This window comes from Streptomyces sp. NPDC097617 (assembly GCF_044761485.1).
Taxonomy (GTDB): Bacteria; Actinomycetota; Actinomycetes; order Streptomycetales; family Streptomycetaceae; genus Streptomyces.
This window is the reverse complement of the sequence record NZ_JBIWCL010000007.1, coordinates 102,004-116,858: the sequence shown is the minus strand read 5'-3', so window position 1 is coordinate 116,858 and position 14,855 is coordinate 102,004. Positions and strand designations below refer to the sequence as shown.

Annotated in this window: 15 protein-coding genes; 8 read left to right on the top strand and 7 right to left on the bottom strand. The window is 72.4% G+C overall.

The genetic code is table 11. The annotated features are described in order from the left end of the window. Positions 1-58 precede the first annotated feature (58 nt). From ACIQZO_RS14625 to ACIQZO_RS14600, 6 genes are all read left to right on the top strand, one after another. The gene (locus tag ACIQZO_RS14625) at positions 59-1,534 is read left to right on the top strand and encodes an RsmB/NOP family class I SAM-dependent RNA methyltransferase (RefSeq protein WP_403625313.1); all 1,476 of its coding nucleotides are present in this window, start codon (positions 59-61) and stop codon (positions 1,532-1,534) included. 218 nt (positions 1,535-1,752) lie between these two features. Continuing rightward, complete coding sequence (rpe, locus tag ACIQZO_RS14620) at positions 1,753-2,439, top strand: ribulose-phosphate 3-epimerase (RefSeq protein WP_403625310.1); 687 nt, start codon at positions 1,753-1,755, stop codon at positions 2,437-2,439. 124 nt (positions 2,440-2,563) lie between these two features. Beyond that, positions 2,564-3,577 carry a sugar-binding transcriptional regulator gene (locus ACIQZO_RS14615; RefSeq protein WP_403625753.1) on the top strand — a complete coding sequence of 338 codons (1,014 nt, stop codon included), beginning with the start codon at positions 2,564-2,566 and terminating at the stop codon, positions 3,575-3,577. Between the two features lie 125 nt (positions 3,578-3,702). Then, a complete protein-coding gene (locus ACIQZO_RS14610; RefSeq protein ID WP_030012151.1) occupies positions 3,703-3,924 on the top strand; it encodes a CarD family transcriptional regulator in 222 nt (73 codons plus the stop codon). A 49-nt stretch (positions 3,925-3,973) separates the two neighbouring features. Further along, positions 3,974-4,417: a ribonuclease domain-containing protein gene (locus tag ACIQZO_RS14605; RefSeq protein ID WP_403625306.1), complete on the top strand. Its 444-nt coding sequence runs from the start codon at positions 3,974-3,976 to the stop codon at positions 4,415-4,417. Further along, positions 4,414-4,866: a barstar family protein gene (locus ACIQZO_RS14600; protein ID WP_403625303.1), complete on the top strand. Its 453-nt coding sequence runs from the start codon at positions 4,414-4,416 to the stop codon at positions 4,864-4,866. Before ACIQZO_RS14605 ends, ACIQZO_RS14600 begins: the two co-directional genes overlap by 4 nt. 21 nt (positions 4,867-4,887) lie before the next feature. On the opposite strand, the gene ACIQZO_RS14595 is transcribed toward ACIQZO_RS14600, so the two are convergent. From ACIQZO_RS14595 to ACIQZO_RS14585, 3 genes are all read right to left on the bottom strand, one after another. Continuing rightward, positions 4,888-5,364 carry a group II truncated hemoglobin gene (locus ACIQZO_RS14595; RefSeq protein ID WP_403625300.1) on the bottom strand — a complete coding sequence of 159 codons (477 nt, stop codon included), beginning with the start codon at positions 5,362-5,364 and terminating at the stop codon, positions 4,888-4,890. Further along, positions 5,361-5,690, bottom strand: coding sequence for a putative quinol monooxygenase (locus ACIQZO_RS14590; RefSeq protein ID WP_403625297.1), 330 nt, complete (start codon positions 5,688-5,690; stop codon positions 5,361-5,363). The genes ACIQZO_RS14595 and ACIQZO_RS14590 overlap by 4 nt, the downstream gene beginning before the upstream one ends. Positions 5,691-5,763: 73 nt before the next feature. Continuing rightward, positions 5,764-6,273 carry a hypothetical protein gene (locus tag ACIQZO_RS14585; protein WP_403625294.1) on the bottom strand — a complete coding sequence of 170 codons (510 nt, stop codon included), beginning with the start codon at positions 6,271-6,273 and terminating at the stop codon, positions 5,764-5,766. 839 nt (positions 6,274-7,112) lie between these two features. Here ACIQZO_RS14585 and ACIQZO_RS14580 point away from each other — a divergent pair. Then, positions 7,113-8,381 carry an IS701 family transposase gene (locus ACIQZO_RS14580; protein ID WP_403625291.1) on the top strand — a complete coding sequence of 423 codons (1,269 nt, stop codon included), beginning with the start codon at positions 7,113-7,115 and terminating at the stop codon, positions 8,379-8,381. A gap of 346 nt (positions 8,382-8,727) precedes the next feature. Then, entirely contained in the window at positions 8,728-10,170 is a 1,443-nt protein-coding gene (locus tag ACIQZO_RS14575; RefSeq protein WP_403625288.1) for a GuaB1 family IMP dehydrogenase-related protein, read from the top strand. 168 nt (positions 10,171-10,338) lie between these two features. Here ACIQZO_RS14575 and ACIQZO_RS14570 read toward each other — a convergent pair whose 3' ends face one another. From ACIQZO_RS14570 to ACIQZO_RS14555, 4 genes are all read right to left on the bottom strand, one after another. After that, positions 10,339-11,580 (bottom strand): histidine kinase, encoded by a 1,242-nt coding sequence (locus tag ACIQZO_RS14570; protein ID WP_403625285.1) that lies wholly within the window; start codon positions 11,578-11,580, stop codon positions 10,339-10,341. Next, the gene (locus ACIQZO_RS14565) at positions 11,577-13,307 is read right to left on the bottom strand and encodes a cation acetate symporter (protein WP_403625282.1); all 1,731 of its coding nucleotides are present in this window, start codon (positions 13,305-13,307) and stop codon (positions 11,577-11,579) included. Before ACIQZO_RS14565 ends, ACIQZO_RS14570 begins: the two co-directional genes overlap by 4 nt. 36 nt (positions 13,308-13,343) lie before the next feature. After that, positions 13,344-13,721 carry a hypothetical protein gene (locus tag ACIQZO_RS14560; protein ID WP_403625279.1) on the bottom strand — a complete coding sequence of 126 codons (378 nt, stop codon included), beginning with the start codon at positions 13,719-13,721 and terminating at the stop codon, positions 13,344-13,346. Positions 13,722-13,954: 233 nt separating this feature from the next. Beyond that, positions 13,955-14,797, bottom strand: a complete 843-nt coding sequence (locus tag ACIQZO_RS14555) for a LytR/AlgR family response regulator transcription factor (protein WP_403625276.1) — start codon at positions 14,795-14,797, stop codon at positions 13,955-13,957. Between the last annotated feature and the right edge of the window lie 58 nt (positions 14,798-14,855).

The window sequence follows — 14,855 nt, the reverse complement described above, 5'->3', positions numbered from 1 at the left end:
ACCACTCGTAGCACTTCGCCGCACTTCGCAGCACTCGTAACCCCGGAGCACCTTTCACGTGAGCGAACAGCCCCGCCAGCCCCGTCGCACGCCCGCCCCCGCGGGTGCGGGTGGCAAGCAGGCCAAGCCGCACCGTCGGCCCAAGAAGGACCCCGTCCGGATGCTGGCCTTCGAGGTGCTGCGGGCGGTGGACGAGCGCGACGCCTACGCCAACCTCGTGCTGCCGCCGCTGCTCAAGAAGGCCCGCCAGGACGAGAGCTTCCAGGCGCGCGACGCGGCGCTGGCCACCGAGCTGGTCTACGGGACGCTGCGACGCCAGGGCACCTACGACGCCGTCATCAAGGCGTGCATCGACCGGCCGCTGCGCGAGGTGGACCCGCCGGTACTGGACGTGCTCTCGCTCGGCGCCCACCAGCTGCTCGGCACCCGCATCCCCACCCACGCGGCCGTCTCCGCAAGCGTGGAACTGGCCCGGGTCGTGCTCGGGGACGGGCGCGCCAAATTCGTGAACGCCGTACTGCGGAAGATCGCCGCGCACGACCTGGACGGCTGGCTGGAGCGCGTCGCCCCGCCCTACGAGGACGACGCCGAGGAACACCTCGCGGTCTACCACTCGCACCCCAGGTGGGTCGTCAGCGCCCTGTGGGACTCGCTGGGCGGCGGGCGCGCGGGCATCGAGGACCTGCTGGAGGCCGACAACGAACGGCCCGAGGTCACTCTGGTCGCCCGCCCGGGTCGCTCCACGCAGGAGGAACTGCTGGAGGCCGTCGGCGAGGACTCGGCGCTGCCGGGCCGCTGGTCGCCGTACGCCGTCCGGATGGCCGAGGGCGGCGAACCGGGCGCGCTGCAGGCGGTCCGCGAGGGCCGTGCGGGCGTGCAGGACGAGGGAAGCCAGCTGGTGGCCATGGCCCTGGCGGCCGCGCCGGTCGAGGGCCGCGACGAGATGTGGCTCGACGGCTGCGCCGGACCGGGCGGCAAGGCTGCACTGCTCGCGGCGCTCGCGGCGCAGCGCGGGGCGTTCCTGCTGGCCTCGGAGAAGCAGCCGCACCGGGCCCGGCTCGTGGAGCGCTCCCTCGCGGGCAACCCGGGCCCGTACCAGGTCATCACGGCCGACGGCACCCGCCCGCCCTGGATGCCGGGCTCCTTCGACCGCGTCCTGATGGACGTCCCGTGCTCGGGCCTGGGTGCGCTCCGCCGCCGCCCGGAGTCCCGCTGGCGCCGGCGTCCGGAGGACCTGGAGGGCTTCGCGCCGCTCCAGCGCGGGCTGCTGCGCGAAGCGCTGTCCGCGGTGCGGGTCGGCGGCATCGTGGGCTACGCGACGTGCTCGCCACACCTGGCGGAGACCCGCGTCGTCGTGGACGACGTCCTCAAGGGCCGCGGCGCGGGCCACTCCCCGGTGTCCGCGGAACTGATCGACGCGAGGCCCTTCATGTCGGGCGTCCCGGCCCTGGGCGACGGCCCGGACGTCCAACTGTGGCCGCACCTGCACGGCACGGACGCGATGTACCTGGCACTGCTGAGGCGCACGGCGTAGTCGCGTGGGTGGGGGCTTCGGTGGGGGCGGGATCCACGGGGCCGGTAGTCAGGGATGCGTATGGGGTTTCCCGTCAGCCTCATCGTCTCTCCGTGTCGTGCCGGTCCCTCAAGGGCGCCCCACCCCCACCCCCACCCCCACCCCCGCCGCCCCGCCCGTCGCGGAGCGACTTGCGGGGTCGTGGCCGGAACCCGGTGGGGGCATGGCAGGCTTGGGGCATGGCCGCTCAGATTTATCCCAGCATCCTGTCCGCCGACTTCGCCCGACTCGCCGAGGAGGCGAAGGCCGTCGAGGGAGCCGACTGGCTGCATGTCGACGTCATGGACAACCATTTCGTCCCGAATCTCACCCTCGGTATGCCGATCGTGGAATCCCTGAGCAGGGCCACGGACATCCCTCTCGACCTCCACCTCATGATCGAGAACCCGGACCGCTGGGCCCCGCAGTACGTGGAGGCGGGTGCCGGTTCGGTCACCTTCCACGCCGAGGCCGCCGCCGCGCCCGTGCGGCTCGCGCGGGAGATCCGGGCCAAGGGGGCGCGTGCCTCCATGGCGCTCAAGCCCGCGACGGCGATCGAGCAGTACGAGGACATCCTCCCCGAGCTCGACATGCTGCTGATCATGACGGTCGAGCCCGGGTTCGGCGGCCAGCCCTTTCTCGACATCATGCTGCCGAAGATCCGCCGCACCCGGGAGCTGATCGCCAAGCACGGCCTGGAGCTGTGGCTCCAGGTCGACGGCGGGGTCTCGGCCTCGACGATCGAGCGCTGCGCCGAGGCCGGCGCGGACGTCTTCGTGGCGGGCAGCGCGGTCTACGGAGCGGTCGATCCGGCCTCCGCGGTGCGCACGCTGCGTGAGCAGGCGGGTGCGGCGATCGCAGCTGCACCCTGGGCTTGCGACCACTGAACCAAGGGTTGATGAACAGCTCGGTGAACGGGAGCTGTCCAGGCTGATCAACGGCCGTCGGATCTGACAGGATGAACGGCGAGTCGAGAGTGTGAACAGCAGTGAGGAGAACGCGGTGTCTGCAATGTCGGCGGGACGGTCAGCCCTGCGGATGGGACCCGCGGAGCTGGTGCAGGCGGCGGCCATGGCGCGCCGCTTCTACCTGGAGGGCAAGTCCAAGATCCAGATTGCCGAGGAGTTCGGCGTGAGCCGCTTCAAGGTGGCCCGGGTCCTGGAGACCGCCCTCGAACGTGACCTCGTACGCATCGAAATCCGGGTACCGGCGGAACTCGACGCGGAGCGGTCGGACGCGCTCAGGGCCCGGTACGGGCTCCGGCACGCCGTCGTCGTGGAGTCGCCCGCCGATGCGACCGAGGACGCGCCGGACCCGGAGAACCTGGGCGCGGTCGCCGCCGACCTCTTGGGCGAGCTGGTCAACGAGGGCGACGTACTGGGCCTGGCGTGGGGGCGGTCGACCATTCACATGGCCGCCTCCCTGCACCGGCTGCCGCCGTGCACCGTGGTGCAGCTGACCGGCGTCTACGACGCGGGGACCGCCGAGCGCGGGTCGGTCGAGGCCGTCCGCCGGGCCGCGCAGGTCTCGGGAGGCGACGCGCACCCGATCTACGCGCCGATGCTGCTGCCCGATCCGGCGACCGCGGCCGCGCTGCGCAGCCAGACGGGGATCGCGCGCGCCTTCGAGTACTTCGACAAGGTGACGGTCGCGGCCGTGTCGATCGGCTCGTGGGAGCCGGGTATCTCGACCGTGCACGACATGCTGACCGACGAGGAGCGGGAACACTACGCCTCGCTGGGTGTGGCGGCGGAGATGTCCGCGCATCTGTTCGACTCGGAAGGTCGCCGGGTCGGCCGGGACCTCGGCGAACGGTGCATCACCGTGGAGGCGGACCGGCTGCGCCGGATCCCGGAGGTCGTCGCGATCGCGGGCGGGCTGCGCAAGGCCTCCGCGATCGGGGCCGTGCTGAGGTCGGGTCTGGTGACCAGTCTCGTCACGGACACAGCGGTCGCCGACTACCTCCTCACCGAGTCGGCCCCAGGGCTGCGGCCGGCCTTGGACCGGGCCGACCCGGACGACTGAAGCGCCCTGACCGGCCACGACGGGCCCCGGCGGCCCCTCTGATGACGCCGCCGGTGCGGATGGTGCTGGAATTGAGATCCGAACGGCGGACCGCGCGGCGGCCTGCGGGGCGCATACTGGTTCCAATGACAAAGTCAGCAGTACCTCGCCGCCATTTGCCGTCCAGCCCGTTCAAGGCCCCCGTGGAACAGCCCATCCGGCAGTTCAACGTCGGCGACCGGGTTACTCACGATGAGCACGGTCTCGGCCGTGTCGTCGGAATCGAGGAGGGGATCGCTGTTCTCGTTGACTTCGGTTCGGTCCAGAAGCGAATCCTGAGTCCCTACACCAAGATGGCCGCCCTCTGAGGCGACCGGGCGATTCGCGAGCGAATCGGATATTTGGCACGATCGGTGCATGATCTTTCGGAACGTGCCCCGATCGTTGCTGCGTTTGCTGGGGGCGTTGTTCCTCTCTGCCGCGCTGGTCGGTGCGGTGGGCTGTGGCGGGCCGAAACCCGCGCCCGCGCCTACCGCCGCCAGCGCCAGTGCCAGTGCCAGTGCCGTCCCCGGGTGGGCGAAGGGGATGGCCGCCGTACGGGCCGACGGGCTGCCGCAGCAGGCCCGTGACGTGCTCGCGCTCATCGACAAGGGCGGGCCGTACCCCTACCGGCAGGACGGCACGGTCTTCGGGAACTTCGAGAAGGCCCTGCCCAAGCAGAAACGTGGCTACTACCACGAGTACACCGTGCGGACGCCGGGAGAGCGGGACCGCGGGGCCCGGCGGATCGTGACGGGCGAGGGTGGGGAGTTCTTCTACACGGACGACCACTACGAGACCTTCAAGGCGGTTCTCCGATGAGCCTGTACCCGCAGCCGCTCGCCCCGGCGCTCGAAGCCGCCGAAGTCGTGGGCCGGACCACCGTACGGCTGGATCTGGACGGGGTGCGTGGCAAGGCCGAGCTGATGCGGCGGTGCGGGGGTGCCTTGCGGCTGCCGGGGTGGGTCGGCGGGAACTGGGATGCGCTGGCCGATGCGCTGCGGGATCTGTCGTGGTTGCCGGCGGGCGGTGGCGGGTGGCTGGTGGCGGTGACTTCGTGGCGCGAGTACGCCGGTGCCGCGCGGGCGGGTGAGTGGGAGACGTTCGTCGAGGTGCTGGAGGAGGCCGTCGACTTCTGGCGGGAGCGAGGCGACGGCGGGCCGGAGCTGGTGGTGGTACTGGCCGATGCCGATGCCGATGCCGGGCCGGTTGCCGGGCCGGTTGCCGGGGCTCCGCCCCGGACCCCGCGCCTCAAGCGCCGGCGAGGCTGAGGGAGCGTCCCGCCCCCTGGGTCAGGCCGGTGGGGTGGGTGGGGTCCAGGGTGGGGTTTGGCCCCAGGACCAGACCGGGATCTTGGCCGCGTCGACCGGGGGCGGGTTGGGGCCCGAGTAGATCAGGGCCATGCGGGTGCCCCACTCGATGTAGTAGGCGAACACGCCGCGGAATTCGGGGTCCGTCGGAAGGCCGACCTCGTCGGCCGTGTCCATCAGCAGGTCCACCCAGCGGCGGCGCTGCTTCTCGGTGATCGCCCGGCCCAGGTGCCTGGTGGCCATGTGCTGGTGGCCGCCGTGGTGGGCGGTGTAGTCGGAGGGGCCGCCGAAGACCTCCGCCAGCCAGACCGCGACGTGCTGAGGGTGCTCCGAGTCCATGCCGGCGAAGACCGGGGCCAGGATCTCGTCCCGCAGGGCGTGCGTGTAGAAGGCGTCCGTGAGGCGGCTCAACGCCTCCGCTCCGCCCATCCACTCGTAGATGGTGGGTGTGGTGCTCATCGTTCTCCCGAGGCCTTTCCCGTGCCGGCGACGCCCGTCACGAGGTAGTGCTGCATCTCCTCGATGGCGCTCACGTACGGACGGATCGCGTTGAAGAAGGCGGGGAACTGCGCGCCTTTGCGGAAGCCGCCCAGGTGCTCCTCGATGGAGGTCCAGCGGATGCGGAGGATGTAGCGCTCCTTCTCCTCCTCGCAGCGGGCCAGTTCGTAGTCGATGCACTCGGGCGAGGCGGCCAGGGACACGGCGGCCCGGGCGTAGGCGTCCTCGAAGGCCGGCTGGTCGTCCAATGCGATCCGGTAGCGGATGTATTCGACGGTGGTCGTCATGGGTGCGTGCCTCTCCCAGGGTGAAGGTCGTCGCCAGCCTTACGCGATCACGCGCCGCCGCGGGGCGGATTCCTCATTCGGACTCGGACTTCATGGAGTCGGTGGTCCCGGAGACGTCGGGGCCCTGTGCGCGGACCCGCTGGACCTTGTCCAGGGAGTCGCGCAGCTCCGTCAGCCACTCGTCCGTGTTGCGCCCCACGAGCCGGACGCACCAGGCGAGGGCATCGGCGCGGCTGCGGGCCACGCCGCCGGCGACCAGGGTGTCGAGGACCTGGCGTTCGGACTGGCGCAGGCGGGTCATCACCGGGACGGCGAGGTGGGTGAAGAGGGTCGTCTCCTCGCCCACCCGTACGCCCCAGGCCACCTTCCGGCGGTAGAGGGACTCGGCCTCGCGGGCCACTTCGATGCGCTGTTCGCGGGTGCGTTCGCGGAACTCCTTGACCGATTCGGTCGCCGGTATGACGCCCACGACCGTGATCTCCTCGCGGTCGACGGCGACCGTGTGGAGGGACTCGTAGACGTCGACCGGCAGGCGCTCGGCGAACCATGCGCGGAGCTGTTCGCTCTGATCAGTTGTAATCATGTAATCAACGTTGCATCCATTGCACCCTTGATCGCAAGGCTTGTGGCGTTCGCTCTCAGCCCAGCGCTCCCGGCCCGTCGAGCGGTGCGGGGCCCTGGTCGCCGGACTCGCCCACGAGCTGAACGACCCGGCGGCAGCCGTGGCCCGGACGGCGCAGGAACTGGCCCCGCCCCCCGGATTACGCCATTCGGGATCACGCCAACCGCGACCGCGCGCCCGGACGGAGTTTCCGGTGATCGAGGGGCAGGAGAGCGCGCCGGCCGACCGCGCGGCCGAGGCCGTGGAGGTCGGCGGCACCGCCCGATCGCGTCCCGGCGAGATCCGGACGGTGGTCCGGCGTCGGCGTCTTCTACCGGGCGGGCGTGAGCCTGAACGCCGAACCGGAGCACGCGTTCGGGACGCGCATCGTCCGCGGTGGCCGAATCTGGCGCCAGGCAGCGGGATTCGGCGGCTGACGGCCGAAATCTGGGTAGCGTGTGCGGGGAGGGCGCGCGCCGCAACGGCTCCCCTTATGGTGTGGCGCTGCCTGCGCGGCAAAGGAAGGGGAGGTAATGGGAAGCGAAACCGGGCGTCGAGGGATTTGATGACGGTGTATGCGCCGTCGTTATTGCTTTCCTTGTTCCTCGGTATGCGTGGGATGTGGATGCGGGCGGCTTGGACTTGACGCCCACTTTTTGATTGCGATCTCGTGTGCGGCGAGCCGGATCTCCGCCCCTCTCGTGGTGGAGGAAGAGCGGCTCGCATCTGTCGGCGGCCTCAGGAAGTTGCCGCCGGGGCCTACGGCCGTTCGTCGCGGGCAAGTAGGGTATTGGATCTAGCTGGTCGCGGGGGAGGCCCAGATGGCTCGCGTAGTCCTGCCGGAGGATTCCACGGCAGAAATCTCCGAATTGATCGACGTCCTGATCTCGCTGCTCTTCGAATCCTTACCCCGGCGGGACCAGCGAAACTGGGCCCGCGTCTATCTGAACGGCCTGGTGCGGACCGCCGGAAAGAAAACAATTCGTAATATCGCCGGCGCAGGGGCCAGTTCCGTCGAGCAGAGCCTCCAGCAGTTCATCAGCAAGTCCCCCTGGGACTGGACCCCGGTCCGCCGCTCCCTCGCCCAGCACCTCGAACGCACTGCACAGCGCCCCCTCGCCTGGGTGCTCCAGCCCATGGTCATCGAGAAGGCCGGAGACCGCTCCGTCGGCGTCGGCCGGCAGTTCGTCCCGCAGCTCGGCCGCACCGCCAACTGCCAGCAGGCGAGCGGCATCTGGCTCGCCTCCAGCGAGGCCAGCTTCCCTGTCGAATGGACCCTCACCCTCCCCGGGCCCTGGACCGGCGAACTCCTGCGTCGTCGGCGGGCCGGCATTCCCGACACCGCCCGCTCCCTCACCCCCGCCGAGGACGCCGTGCACGCCGTCCAGCGGATGGCCGCCGGCTGGCAACTCCAGCGTCGGCCCGTGGTGATGGAGGTGGCCAACGGCGATCTGCCGCAGAGCGTCGGGTCCTTCACCCTCCAGGACATCCCCTTCGTCTTCAAGGTCGACGGCTCGCTCCCCGTCTCCTTCGGCGGCACGGGCCGGCACAAGCCCGGTCCGCACACCGCCCCCGCCCGCGAACTCATCGACTCCCTGCGCTCCCAGCGCCGTGTCGTCGAATGGACCCGGCACGGCCGCGCCGAGGGCGCCGCCACCGGGCTGGCCTCCGCCTCGGTCTTCGTCACCCCTTGCGAGGAGCGCCCCGTGCCCACGCCGCCCACCCCACTGCTGCTGGTCGGAGCCTGGACAGAAGCCGCCCTGCTGCCCTCCGAGTTCTGGATCACCAACATCGGGGACCGGCCGCTCGCCCAGCTCTTCCTGCTCGCCAAACTCACCGACCGCGTCTCCCTCGACTTCGCCGAGACCTGCGAACCCGTCGGCATCCGGGATTTCGAGGGCCGCTCCTTCCGCGGCTGGCACCACCACGCCACCCTCGCCAGCGTGGCCCACGCCGCCAAACTGCTCGGCGCCCGCCCGCGGCCGCCCGCGGGCCACCCCGGCCCCACCGGGCCGGCCACCACCCCGGCCGGCCTTCCGCCGCGCCCGCATGTGCCCGGACAGGCCCCGCGCCGCGAGTACATCCGCTGATGCCCGCCATCGGCGCCGGGTCCGGGTCCGGGTCCGGGGGGAACGCTCCCGGACCCGGACCCGGCGGTGGCCGGGGAGGATTCCCGCTGCGCTGCGCTGCGCTGCGCACCACGCGGCCCGACCCGGTCCGGCCCGCGCTCGGTCCGGCGCCAGGGTGCGGTCCACTGCCGGAAGAGGCCCGCCGGGACCAAGGTCCCGTAGGAAAGGACCATCGGGCCCGGTCCGTCCTGGACGATCAGCCCGGGCGGCATGAACGCCAGGTCGTGGGAGAATGAAGTACGTGCGTTTCCTCGGCTGTCCTGTCGGGGCGTAGACGGATCCTTCGATCGACTGGGATGTTCAGCACGTGCGTTTTCTCAATGACCTGAAGCCGCCGTACGACCTGACGTACGACGATGTGTTCATGGTGCCGAGCCGCTCCGCGGTCGGTTCCCGTCAGGGTGTCGACCTGTCCTCGCCCGACGGAACCGGCACCACCATTCCCCTCGTCGTGGCCAACATGACCGCCATCGCGGGCCGCCGGATGGCCGAGACGGTCGCCCGCCGCGGCGGCATCGTCGTCATCCCGCAGGACATCCCGATCGAGGTCGTCACCGACGTCATCTCCTGGGTGAAGACCCGCCACCTCGTGCTCGACACCCCGATCACGCTGGCGCCCACCCAGACGGTCGCGGACGCGCTGTCCCTGCTGCCCAAGCGCGCCCACGGCGCCGGTGTCGTCGTCGACGCCGAGGGCCGCCCGGTCGGCGTCGTCACCGATCACGACCTGACCGGTGTCGACCGCTTCACCCAGCTCTCCGAGGTCATGTCGAAGGAGCTGCTGCTCATCGACGCCGACATCGACCCCCGCGAGGCCTTCAACCAGCTCGACGCCGGCCACCGCAAGCTGGCCCCGGCCGTCGACAAGGACGGCCGTCTCGTCGGCCTCCTCACCCGCAAGGGTGCGCTGCGCGCGACGCTCTACACCCCGGCCACCGACGCGAACGGCAAGCTGCGCATCGCGGCCGCCGTCGGCATCAACGGCGACTTCGTGGCCAAGGCCAAGCAGCTGCTCGACGCGGGCGTGGACACGATCGTCATCGACACGGCGCACGGCCACCAGGAGTCGATGATCAGCGCGATCAAGGCCATCCGCGCGCTGGACCCGCAGGTCCCGATCGTGGCGGGCAACATCGTCGCCGCCGAGGGCGTCAAGGACCTCATCGAGGCCGGCGCGGACATCATCAAGGTCGGTGTGGGCCCCGGCGCCATGTGCACCACCCGCATGATGACCGGCGTGGGCCGCCCGCAGTTCTCCGCGGTGCTGGAGTGCGCGGCGGAGGCGAAGAAGTACGGCAAGCACGTGTGGGCCGACGGCGGCGTCCGCCACCCGCGTGACGTGGCGATGGCGCTGGCCGCCGGCGCGTCCAACGTGATGATCGGCTCCTGGTTCGCCGGGACGTACGAGTCCCCGGGCGACCTTCAGCAGTCCGCCGACGGGCGCCTGTACAAGGAGTCCTTCGGCATGGCCTCCGCCCGCGCGGTGCAGAACCGCACGAGCGAGGAGTCGTCCTACGACCGCGCCCGCAAGGGCCTGTTCGAGGAGGGCATCTCCACCTCGCGCATGTTCCTCGACCCGGCCCGCCCGGGTGTCGAGGACCTGATCGACTCGATCATCGCGGGCGTCCGCTCCTCGTGCACCTACTCCGGTGCAGGCTCCCTCGCGGAGTTCGAGGAGAAGGCCGTGGTCGGCATCCAGTCCGCCGCCGGTTACGCCGAGGGCAAGCCGCTGCACGCCAGCTGGAGCTAGTCCCCTGGTCCCGTGGCCCGCGGCCGTCCCCGGTGGACGGCTGCGGGCCACGGGGTTTCCGGGTCCCCGGGGCGGCGGGGTGGCCGGGTGGCGGGGTGGCCGCGCGCAGCGAACCGGGCTCTGCCCGGAACCGCGCCGCACCCGCCGGCGAGGCCGGTTACGGTCGCATCAGGGCCTGGGAGGGCGGTCCGCCGAGGGGGAACTGTGCACGCCCGCGCGGTACTTGGGGATGCGCAGGGTGACCTTCATGCCCGCCCCGACACCCGTCTCCATCACCGGGCCGTACGCGTCCCCGTACACCTGGCGGATCCGCTCGTCGACATTCGGCAGCCCGATCCCGGAGGAAGTGCCCTGCTCCCCGGCCAGGATCCGGCGCAGCAGCGCCGGATCCATCCCGACCCCGTTGTCCTCCACCGTGATCACCGCCTCCGAGCCCGCGTCCCGCGCCGTGATGGTGATCCGGCACTCCTGCGTGGAGTCCTCCAGCCCGTGCTTGACGGCGTTCTCCACCAGGGGCTGCAGGCACAGGAAGGGCAGCGCCACCGGCAGCACCTCCGGCGCCACCTGCAGGGTCACCTTCAGCCGGTCGCCGAACCGGGCACCGGCCAGGGCCAGATACTGCTGGATGGAGCGCAACTCGTCGGCCAGCGTGGTGAAGTCGCCGTGCCGCCGGAAGGAGTACCGGGTGAAGTCCGCGAACTCCAGCAGCAGCTCCCGGGCCCGCTCCGGATCGGTCCGCACGAACGAGGCTATCGCCGCGAGGGAGTTGAAGATGAAGTGCGGGGAGATCTGCGCCCGCAGCGCCTTGATCTCCGCCTCCATCAGCCGGGTCCGCGAGCGGTCCAGCTCCGACAGCTCCAGCTGTACGGACACCCACCGCGCGACCTCCGTCGCGGCCCGCACCAGCACCGCCGACTCCCGCGACCCGTACGCCACCAGCGCGCCCAGTACCCCGTCCTCGCCGGTCAACGGGGCGACCACCGCCCACTTCAGCGGACAGTCCGGCCGCTGGCACTCGGTCCGCACGCTCTGGCTGCGCCCCGACGCCAGCATCACCGCCACCCGGGCCATCGCGCGCCGCTCGTGGTGGTCGGCGCCCGGGCCGTCCCAGGCCAGTACCGACTCCCGGTCGGTGAGGCACAGCGCCTCCGTGCCCAGCAGCGACCGCAGCCGTCGGGCGGCCTTGCGGGCCGCGTCCTCGGTCAGGCCGGCCCGCAGCGGGGGAGCGGCCAGCGAAGCTGTGTGCAGGGTGTGAAAGGTGGCGCGCTCCACCGGGGTCCCCAGGTCCGTTCCGGCCGCCCGCTCCCCGTGGCGGGCGTGCCGGCGACCCGCGGCCCAGCCCGCGGCCAGCAGGAGGACCGCACCCGCCGCCGCCAGCACGGCCGTCACCGTCGGCGCCGGCCCCGTCACCGCGGACCCCCCGCCCGCTCCCCGGCCACGACCTCCGGCAGGTGCAGCCGGGCCAGGGTGGCCGCCGTCCCGGCCGGGACCCGCGACCGGGTCGCCAGCGACACCGCCACCATCGTCAGGAACCCGAGCGGCACCGACCAGGCCGCCGGCCACGCCAGCAGCGTGTGCGCCCAGCCCGGCGGGGCCAGATCGGCCCGGGTCGCCAGCACCGCGCCCAGCGCCGCCCCGCCGCCGGTGATCAGCCCGGCCACCGCACCCGGCGGGGTGAGCCCGCGCCACCAGATGCCCAGCACCAGCAGCGGGCAGAACGAGGAGGCCGACACGGCGAAGGCCAGCCCGACCGCGTCCGCCACCGGGACCTGCGTCGCCGCCACGCTCCCGGCCAGCGGCACCGCGATCGCCACGACCGCCGCCGAACGGAAGCTGCGCACCCCGCGCGCCGGCAGCACGTCCTGGTGCAGCACCCCGGCCACCGCCATGGTCAGCCCCGAGGCCGTCGACAGGAACGCCGCGAAGGCGCCGCCGGCCAGCAGCGCACCCAGCAGATCGCCGAGCAGCCCGCCGAGCATCCGCTCGGGCAGCACCAGCACCGCGGCGTCCGCGTCGCCGGTGAGGGCGAGCTCGGGGGCGTAGATCCGGCCCAGTGCCCCGTACACCGGCGGCAGCAGGTAGAAGGCGCCGACCAGGGCGAGCACGACGAGCGTGGTGCGCCGCGCGGTCCGCCCGTCGGGGCTGGTGTAGAACCGCACCGCCACGTGCGGCAGGCCCATCGTGCCGAGGAAGGTCGCCAGGATCAGCCCGTAGGTGGCGTACAGCCGGTACTCGCGCAGCCCACCGGACATCGGCACCGACCAGGTGGCCACCTCGGGCCGGGCCTGCGCCCGGGCGTCCGGAACGGGCGTGTCCGCGGCGAAATCCAGCCGCGCCCGGGCCCGTACGGAATGCTCACCGGCGGCCAGGGTCAGCTGCTCCGACACATGGTCGCGACCGTCCACCTGCCCGGTCACCGTCACCGTCAGCGGCCGAGCCACCGACAGCCGCACGTCCTGCGCAACCGTCACCGAGGTGTGCTCCCGGAAGACGGCCGGGGCGTCGAAAGTGGCCCGCGGGGCGCCGTCCCCGGCCCACGCCGCGAGCAGGAAGAAGGCCGGTACCAGCAGGGCCGTGAGCTTGAGCCAGTACTGGAAGGCCTGGACGAAGGTGACCGAACGCATACCGCCGGATGCCACCGCCACGGTCACCACACAGGCGACGACCAGCCCCCCGACCCAGTGCGGTGCACCGGTCAGGATCTCCAGGGTCAGCCCGGCGCCCTGCAACTGCGGCAGCAGGTAGAGCCAGCCGACCCCGACCACGAACAGCACCGCGATCCGGCGCACCACCAGCGATTCCAGCCGGGCCTCGGCGAAGTCGGGCAGCGTGTACGCGCCGGAGCGGCGCAGCGGGGCCGCCACCAGCACCAGCAGCACCACGTACCCGGCGGTGTAGCCCACCGGGTACCAGAGCATCTCGGGCCCCTGGAGCAGGACCAGCCCCGCCACCCCGAGGAACGACGCGGCCGACAGGTACTCCCCGCTGATGGCCGCCGCGTTCAGACGGGGCCCCACCGTCCGCGAGGCGACGTAGAAGTCGGAGGTGGTCCGGGATATCCGCAGGCCCAGCGCGCCGACCAGGACCGTGACCAGGACGACGACGGCGACCGCGGTCAGCGCGTACGTCTGGTTCACCGGTCGGTCCTTCGGCTGGGGAGGGGTGTCCGGAGTCTACGCAGGCCCCCTGACCGGGCGACAGGTCCGTTCCGGACCCACCGGAGCGGGTCGGGGCGCCGCATCCGCCGCGTCGCACGGCCTGGTCGCAGGGTCGGGTCGGAGAGCCGGGTCTCGGTGCTCCGCGCAGTCCCGCAGGGCGATCTCCAGCTCCACGTACGACTCCTCCGCGCGTCGGAACGCCAGCGTCAGGGCGGCCTCCGCGCGCGGTGGCACCTGCTCGCGGACCCCCTCGCGGGCCTCGTACAGGATGTCGGCCCAGCGGGCGGCCGCGCTGCGCAGCCGGGCCAGCAGCACCTCGGCCTCGGCGGGCCCGGCGGGCCGGGCGCGGGGCAGCCCGCTCAGGGCGTCGACCAGCGCCTGGATCTCGGACATCGCGCTCCTCCCGCGCCGGAAGATCCACGATAGGCAGGGGCGGAGGCGCCCGACGGCCGATCGGGGCAGCGGTGCGGCCGACGGCCCCGGCGGATCGCCGTACGCCCCGCGCGGCGCGACGAACGGCGCCCCCGAGCGCCGGACGGTCGGGCCGGGCGGCCCGCGGCGCCCGGGCGGCGGCCCGGTGCGGCCCGGTGCGACGCGAGACGCGGCCCGGTCCGGCCCGGACGGTGTCAGCCGGTCGCCTGCCGCATGAGCAGATCCCGCAGCTCCCGCGCGTGCCGACGGCTCACCTGGAGGTCCGTCGACCCCACCCGGACACTCGTGGTCCCGGCCTCCAGCCGCAGCTCGTCGATCCGGGCCAGCGCGACCAGATGCCGGCGGTGGATCCGTACGAAACCGCGCGCCGCCCAGCGCTCCTCCAGCGTGGACACCGGGATCCGGACCAGGTGGCTGCCCTCGTCGGTGTGCAGGCGGGCGTAGTCGCCCTGCGCCTCGACGTAGGAGATGTCCGCGATCGCCACGAAGCGGGTCACCCCGCCCAGTTCGACGGCGATCTGGTCCGATGCGCGGTCGGCGACCGTGACCGCGGTGACCGGTCGGTGCGCGACGGGCACGGCCGGCGGGCCCGCTGCCGGGCGTACAGGCCCGGCGGCCACCGCAGCCGCCGACGCGTCCTCGGAGCGGCCCAGCTGCTCGCAGGAGCGCCGGACGGCCTCGGCCAGCCGCTCCGGCCGCACGGGCTTCAGTACGTAGTCCACGGCCTTGAGGTCGAAGGCCTGTACGGCGAAGCCCTCGTGGGCTGTGACGAACACGATCAGCGGCGGCCGCGCGAACCCGGCCAGCAGCCGGGCGATGTCCAGCCCGGTCAGCCCGGCCATGTGGATGTCCAGGAAGACCACGTCGATGCCGTCGGGCCCGTCGGGGCCGGACTCCAGGGCCCGGGTGACCCGGCGCAGCGCCTCGGTGGCGTCCGAGGCGCCCTCCGCGCTGCGCACCCGGGTGTCGGAGCGCAGCAGGTAGAGGAGTTCCTCCAGGAGCGGCTTCTCGTCGTCGACGGCCAGTACGCGCAGCATGCGGCCGAGTCTAGAGAGCACTCCGTCCGGGCGGAACGGGGAAAGGACGCGGCCCCCG

Coding starts and splice junctions, on each gene's coding strand:
- rpe (WP_403625310.1), top strand. CDS start 1,753: ATGGCCGCTCAGATTTATCCCAGCATCCTGTCCGCCGACTTCGCCCGA.
- ACIQZO_RS14615 (WP_403625753.1), top strand. CDS start 2,564: ATGTCGGCGGGACGGTCAGCCCTGCGGATGGGACCCGCGGAGCTGGTG.
- ACIQZO_RS14610 (WP_030012151.1), top strand. CDS start 3,703: ATGACAAAGTCAGCAGTACCTCGCCGCCATTTGCCGTCCAGCCCGTTC.
- ACIQZO_RS14605 (WP_403625306.1), top strand. CDS start 3,974: ATGATCTTTCGGAACGTGCCCCGATCGTTGCTGCGTTTGCTGGGGGCG.
- ACIQZO_RS14600 (WP_403625303.1), top strand. CDS start 4,414: ATGAGCCTGTACCCGCAGCCGCTCGCCCCGGCGCTCGAAGCCGCCGAA.
- ACIQZO_RS14595 (WP_403625300.1), bottom strand. CDS start 5,364: ATGAGCACCACACCCACCATCTACGAGTGGATGGGCGGAGCGGAGGCG.
- ACIQZO_RS14590 (WP_403625297.1), bottom strand. CDS start 5,690: ATGACGACCACCGTCGAATACATCCGCTACCGGATCGCATTGGACGAC.
- ACIQZO_RS14585 (WP_403625294.1), bottom strand. CDS start 6,273: ATGATTACAACTGATCAGAGCGAACAGCTCCGCGCATGGTTCGCCGAG.
- ACIQZO_RS14580 (WP_403625291.1), top strand. CDS start 7,113: ATGGCTCGCGTAGTCCTGCCGGAGGATTCCACGGCAGAAATCTCCGAA.
- ACIQZO_RS14560 (WP_403625279.1), bottom strand. CDS start 13,721: ATGTCCGAGATCCAGGCGCTGGTCGACGCCCTGAGCGGGCTGCCCCGC.
- ACIQZO_RS14555 (WP_403625276.1), bottom strand. CDS start 14,797: ATGCTGCGCGTACTGGCCGTCGACGACGAGAAGCCGCTCCTGGAGGAA.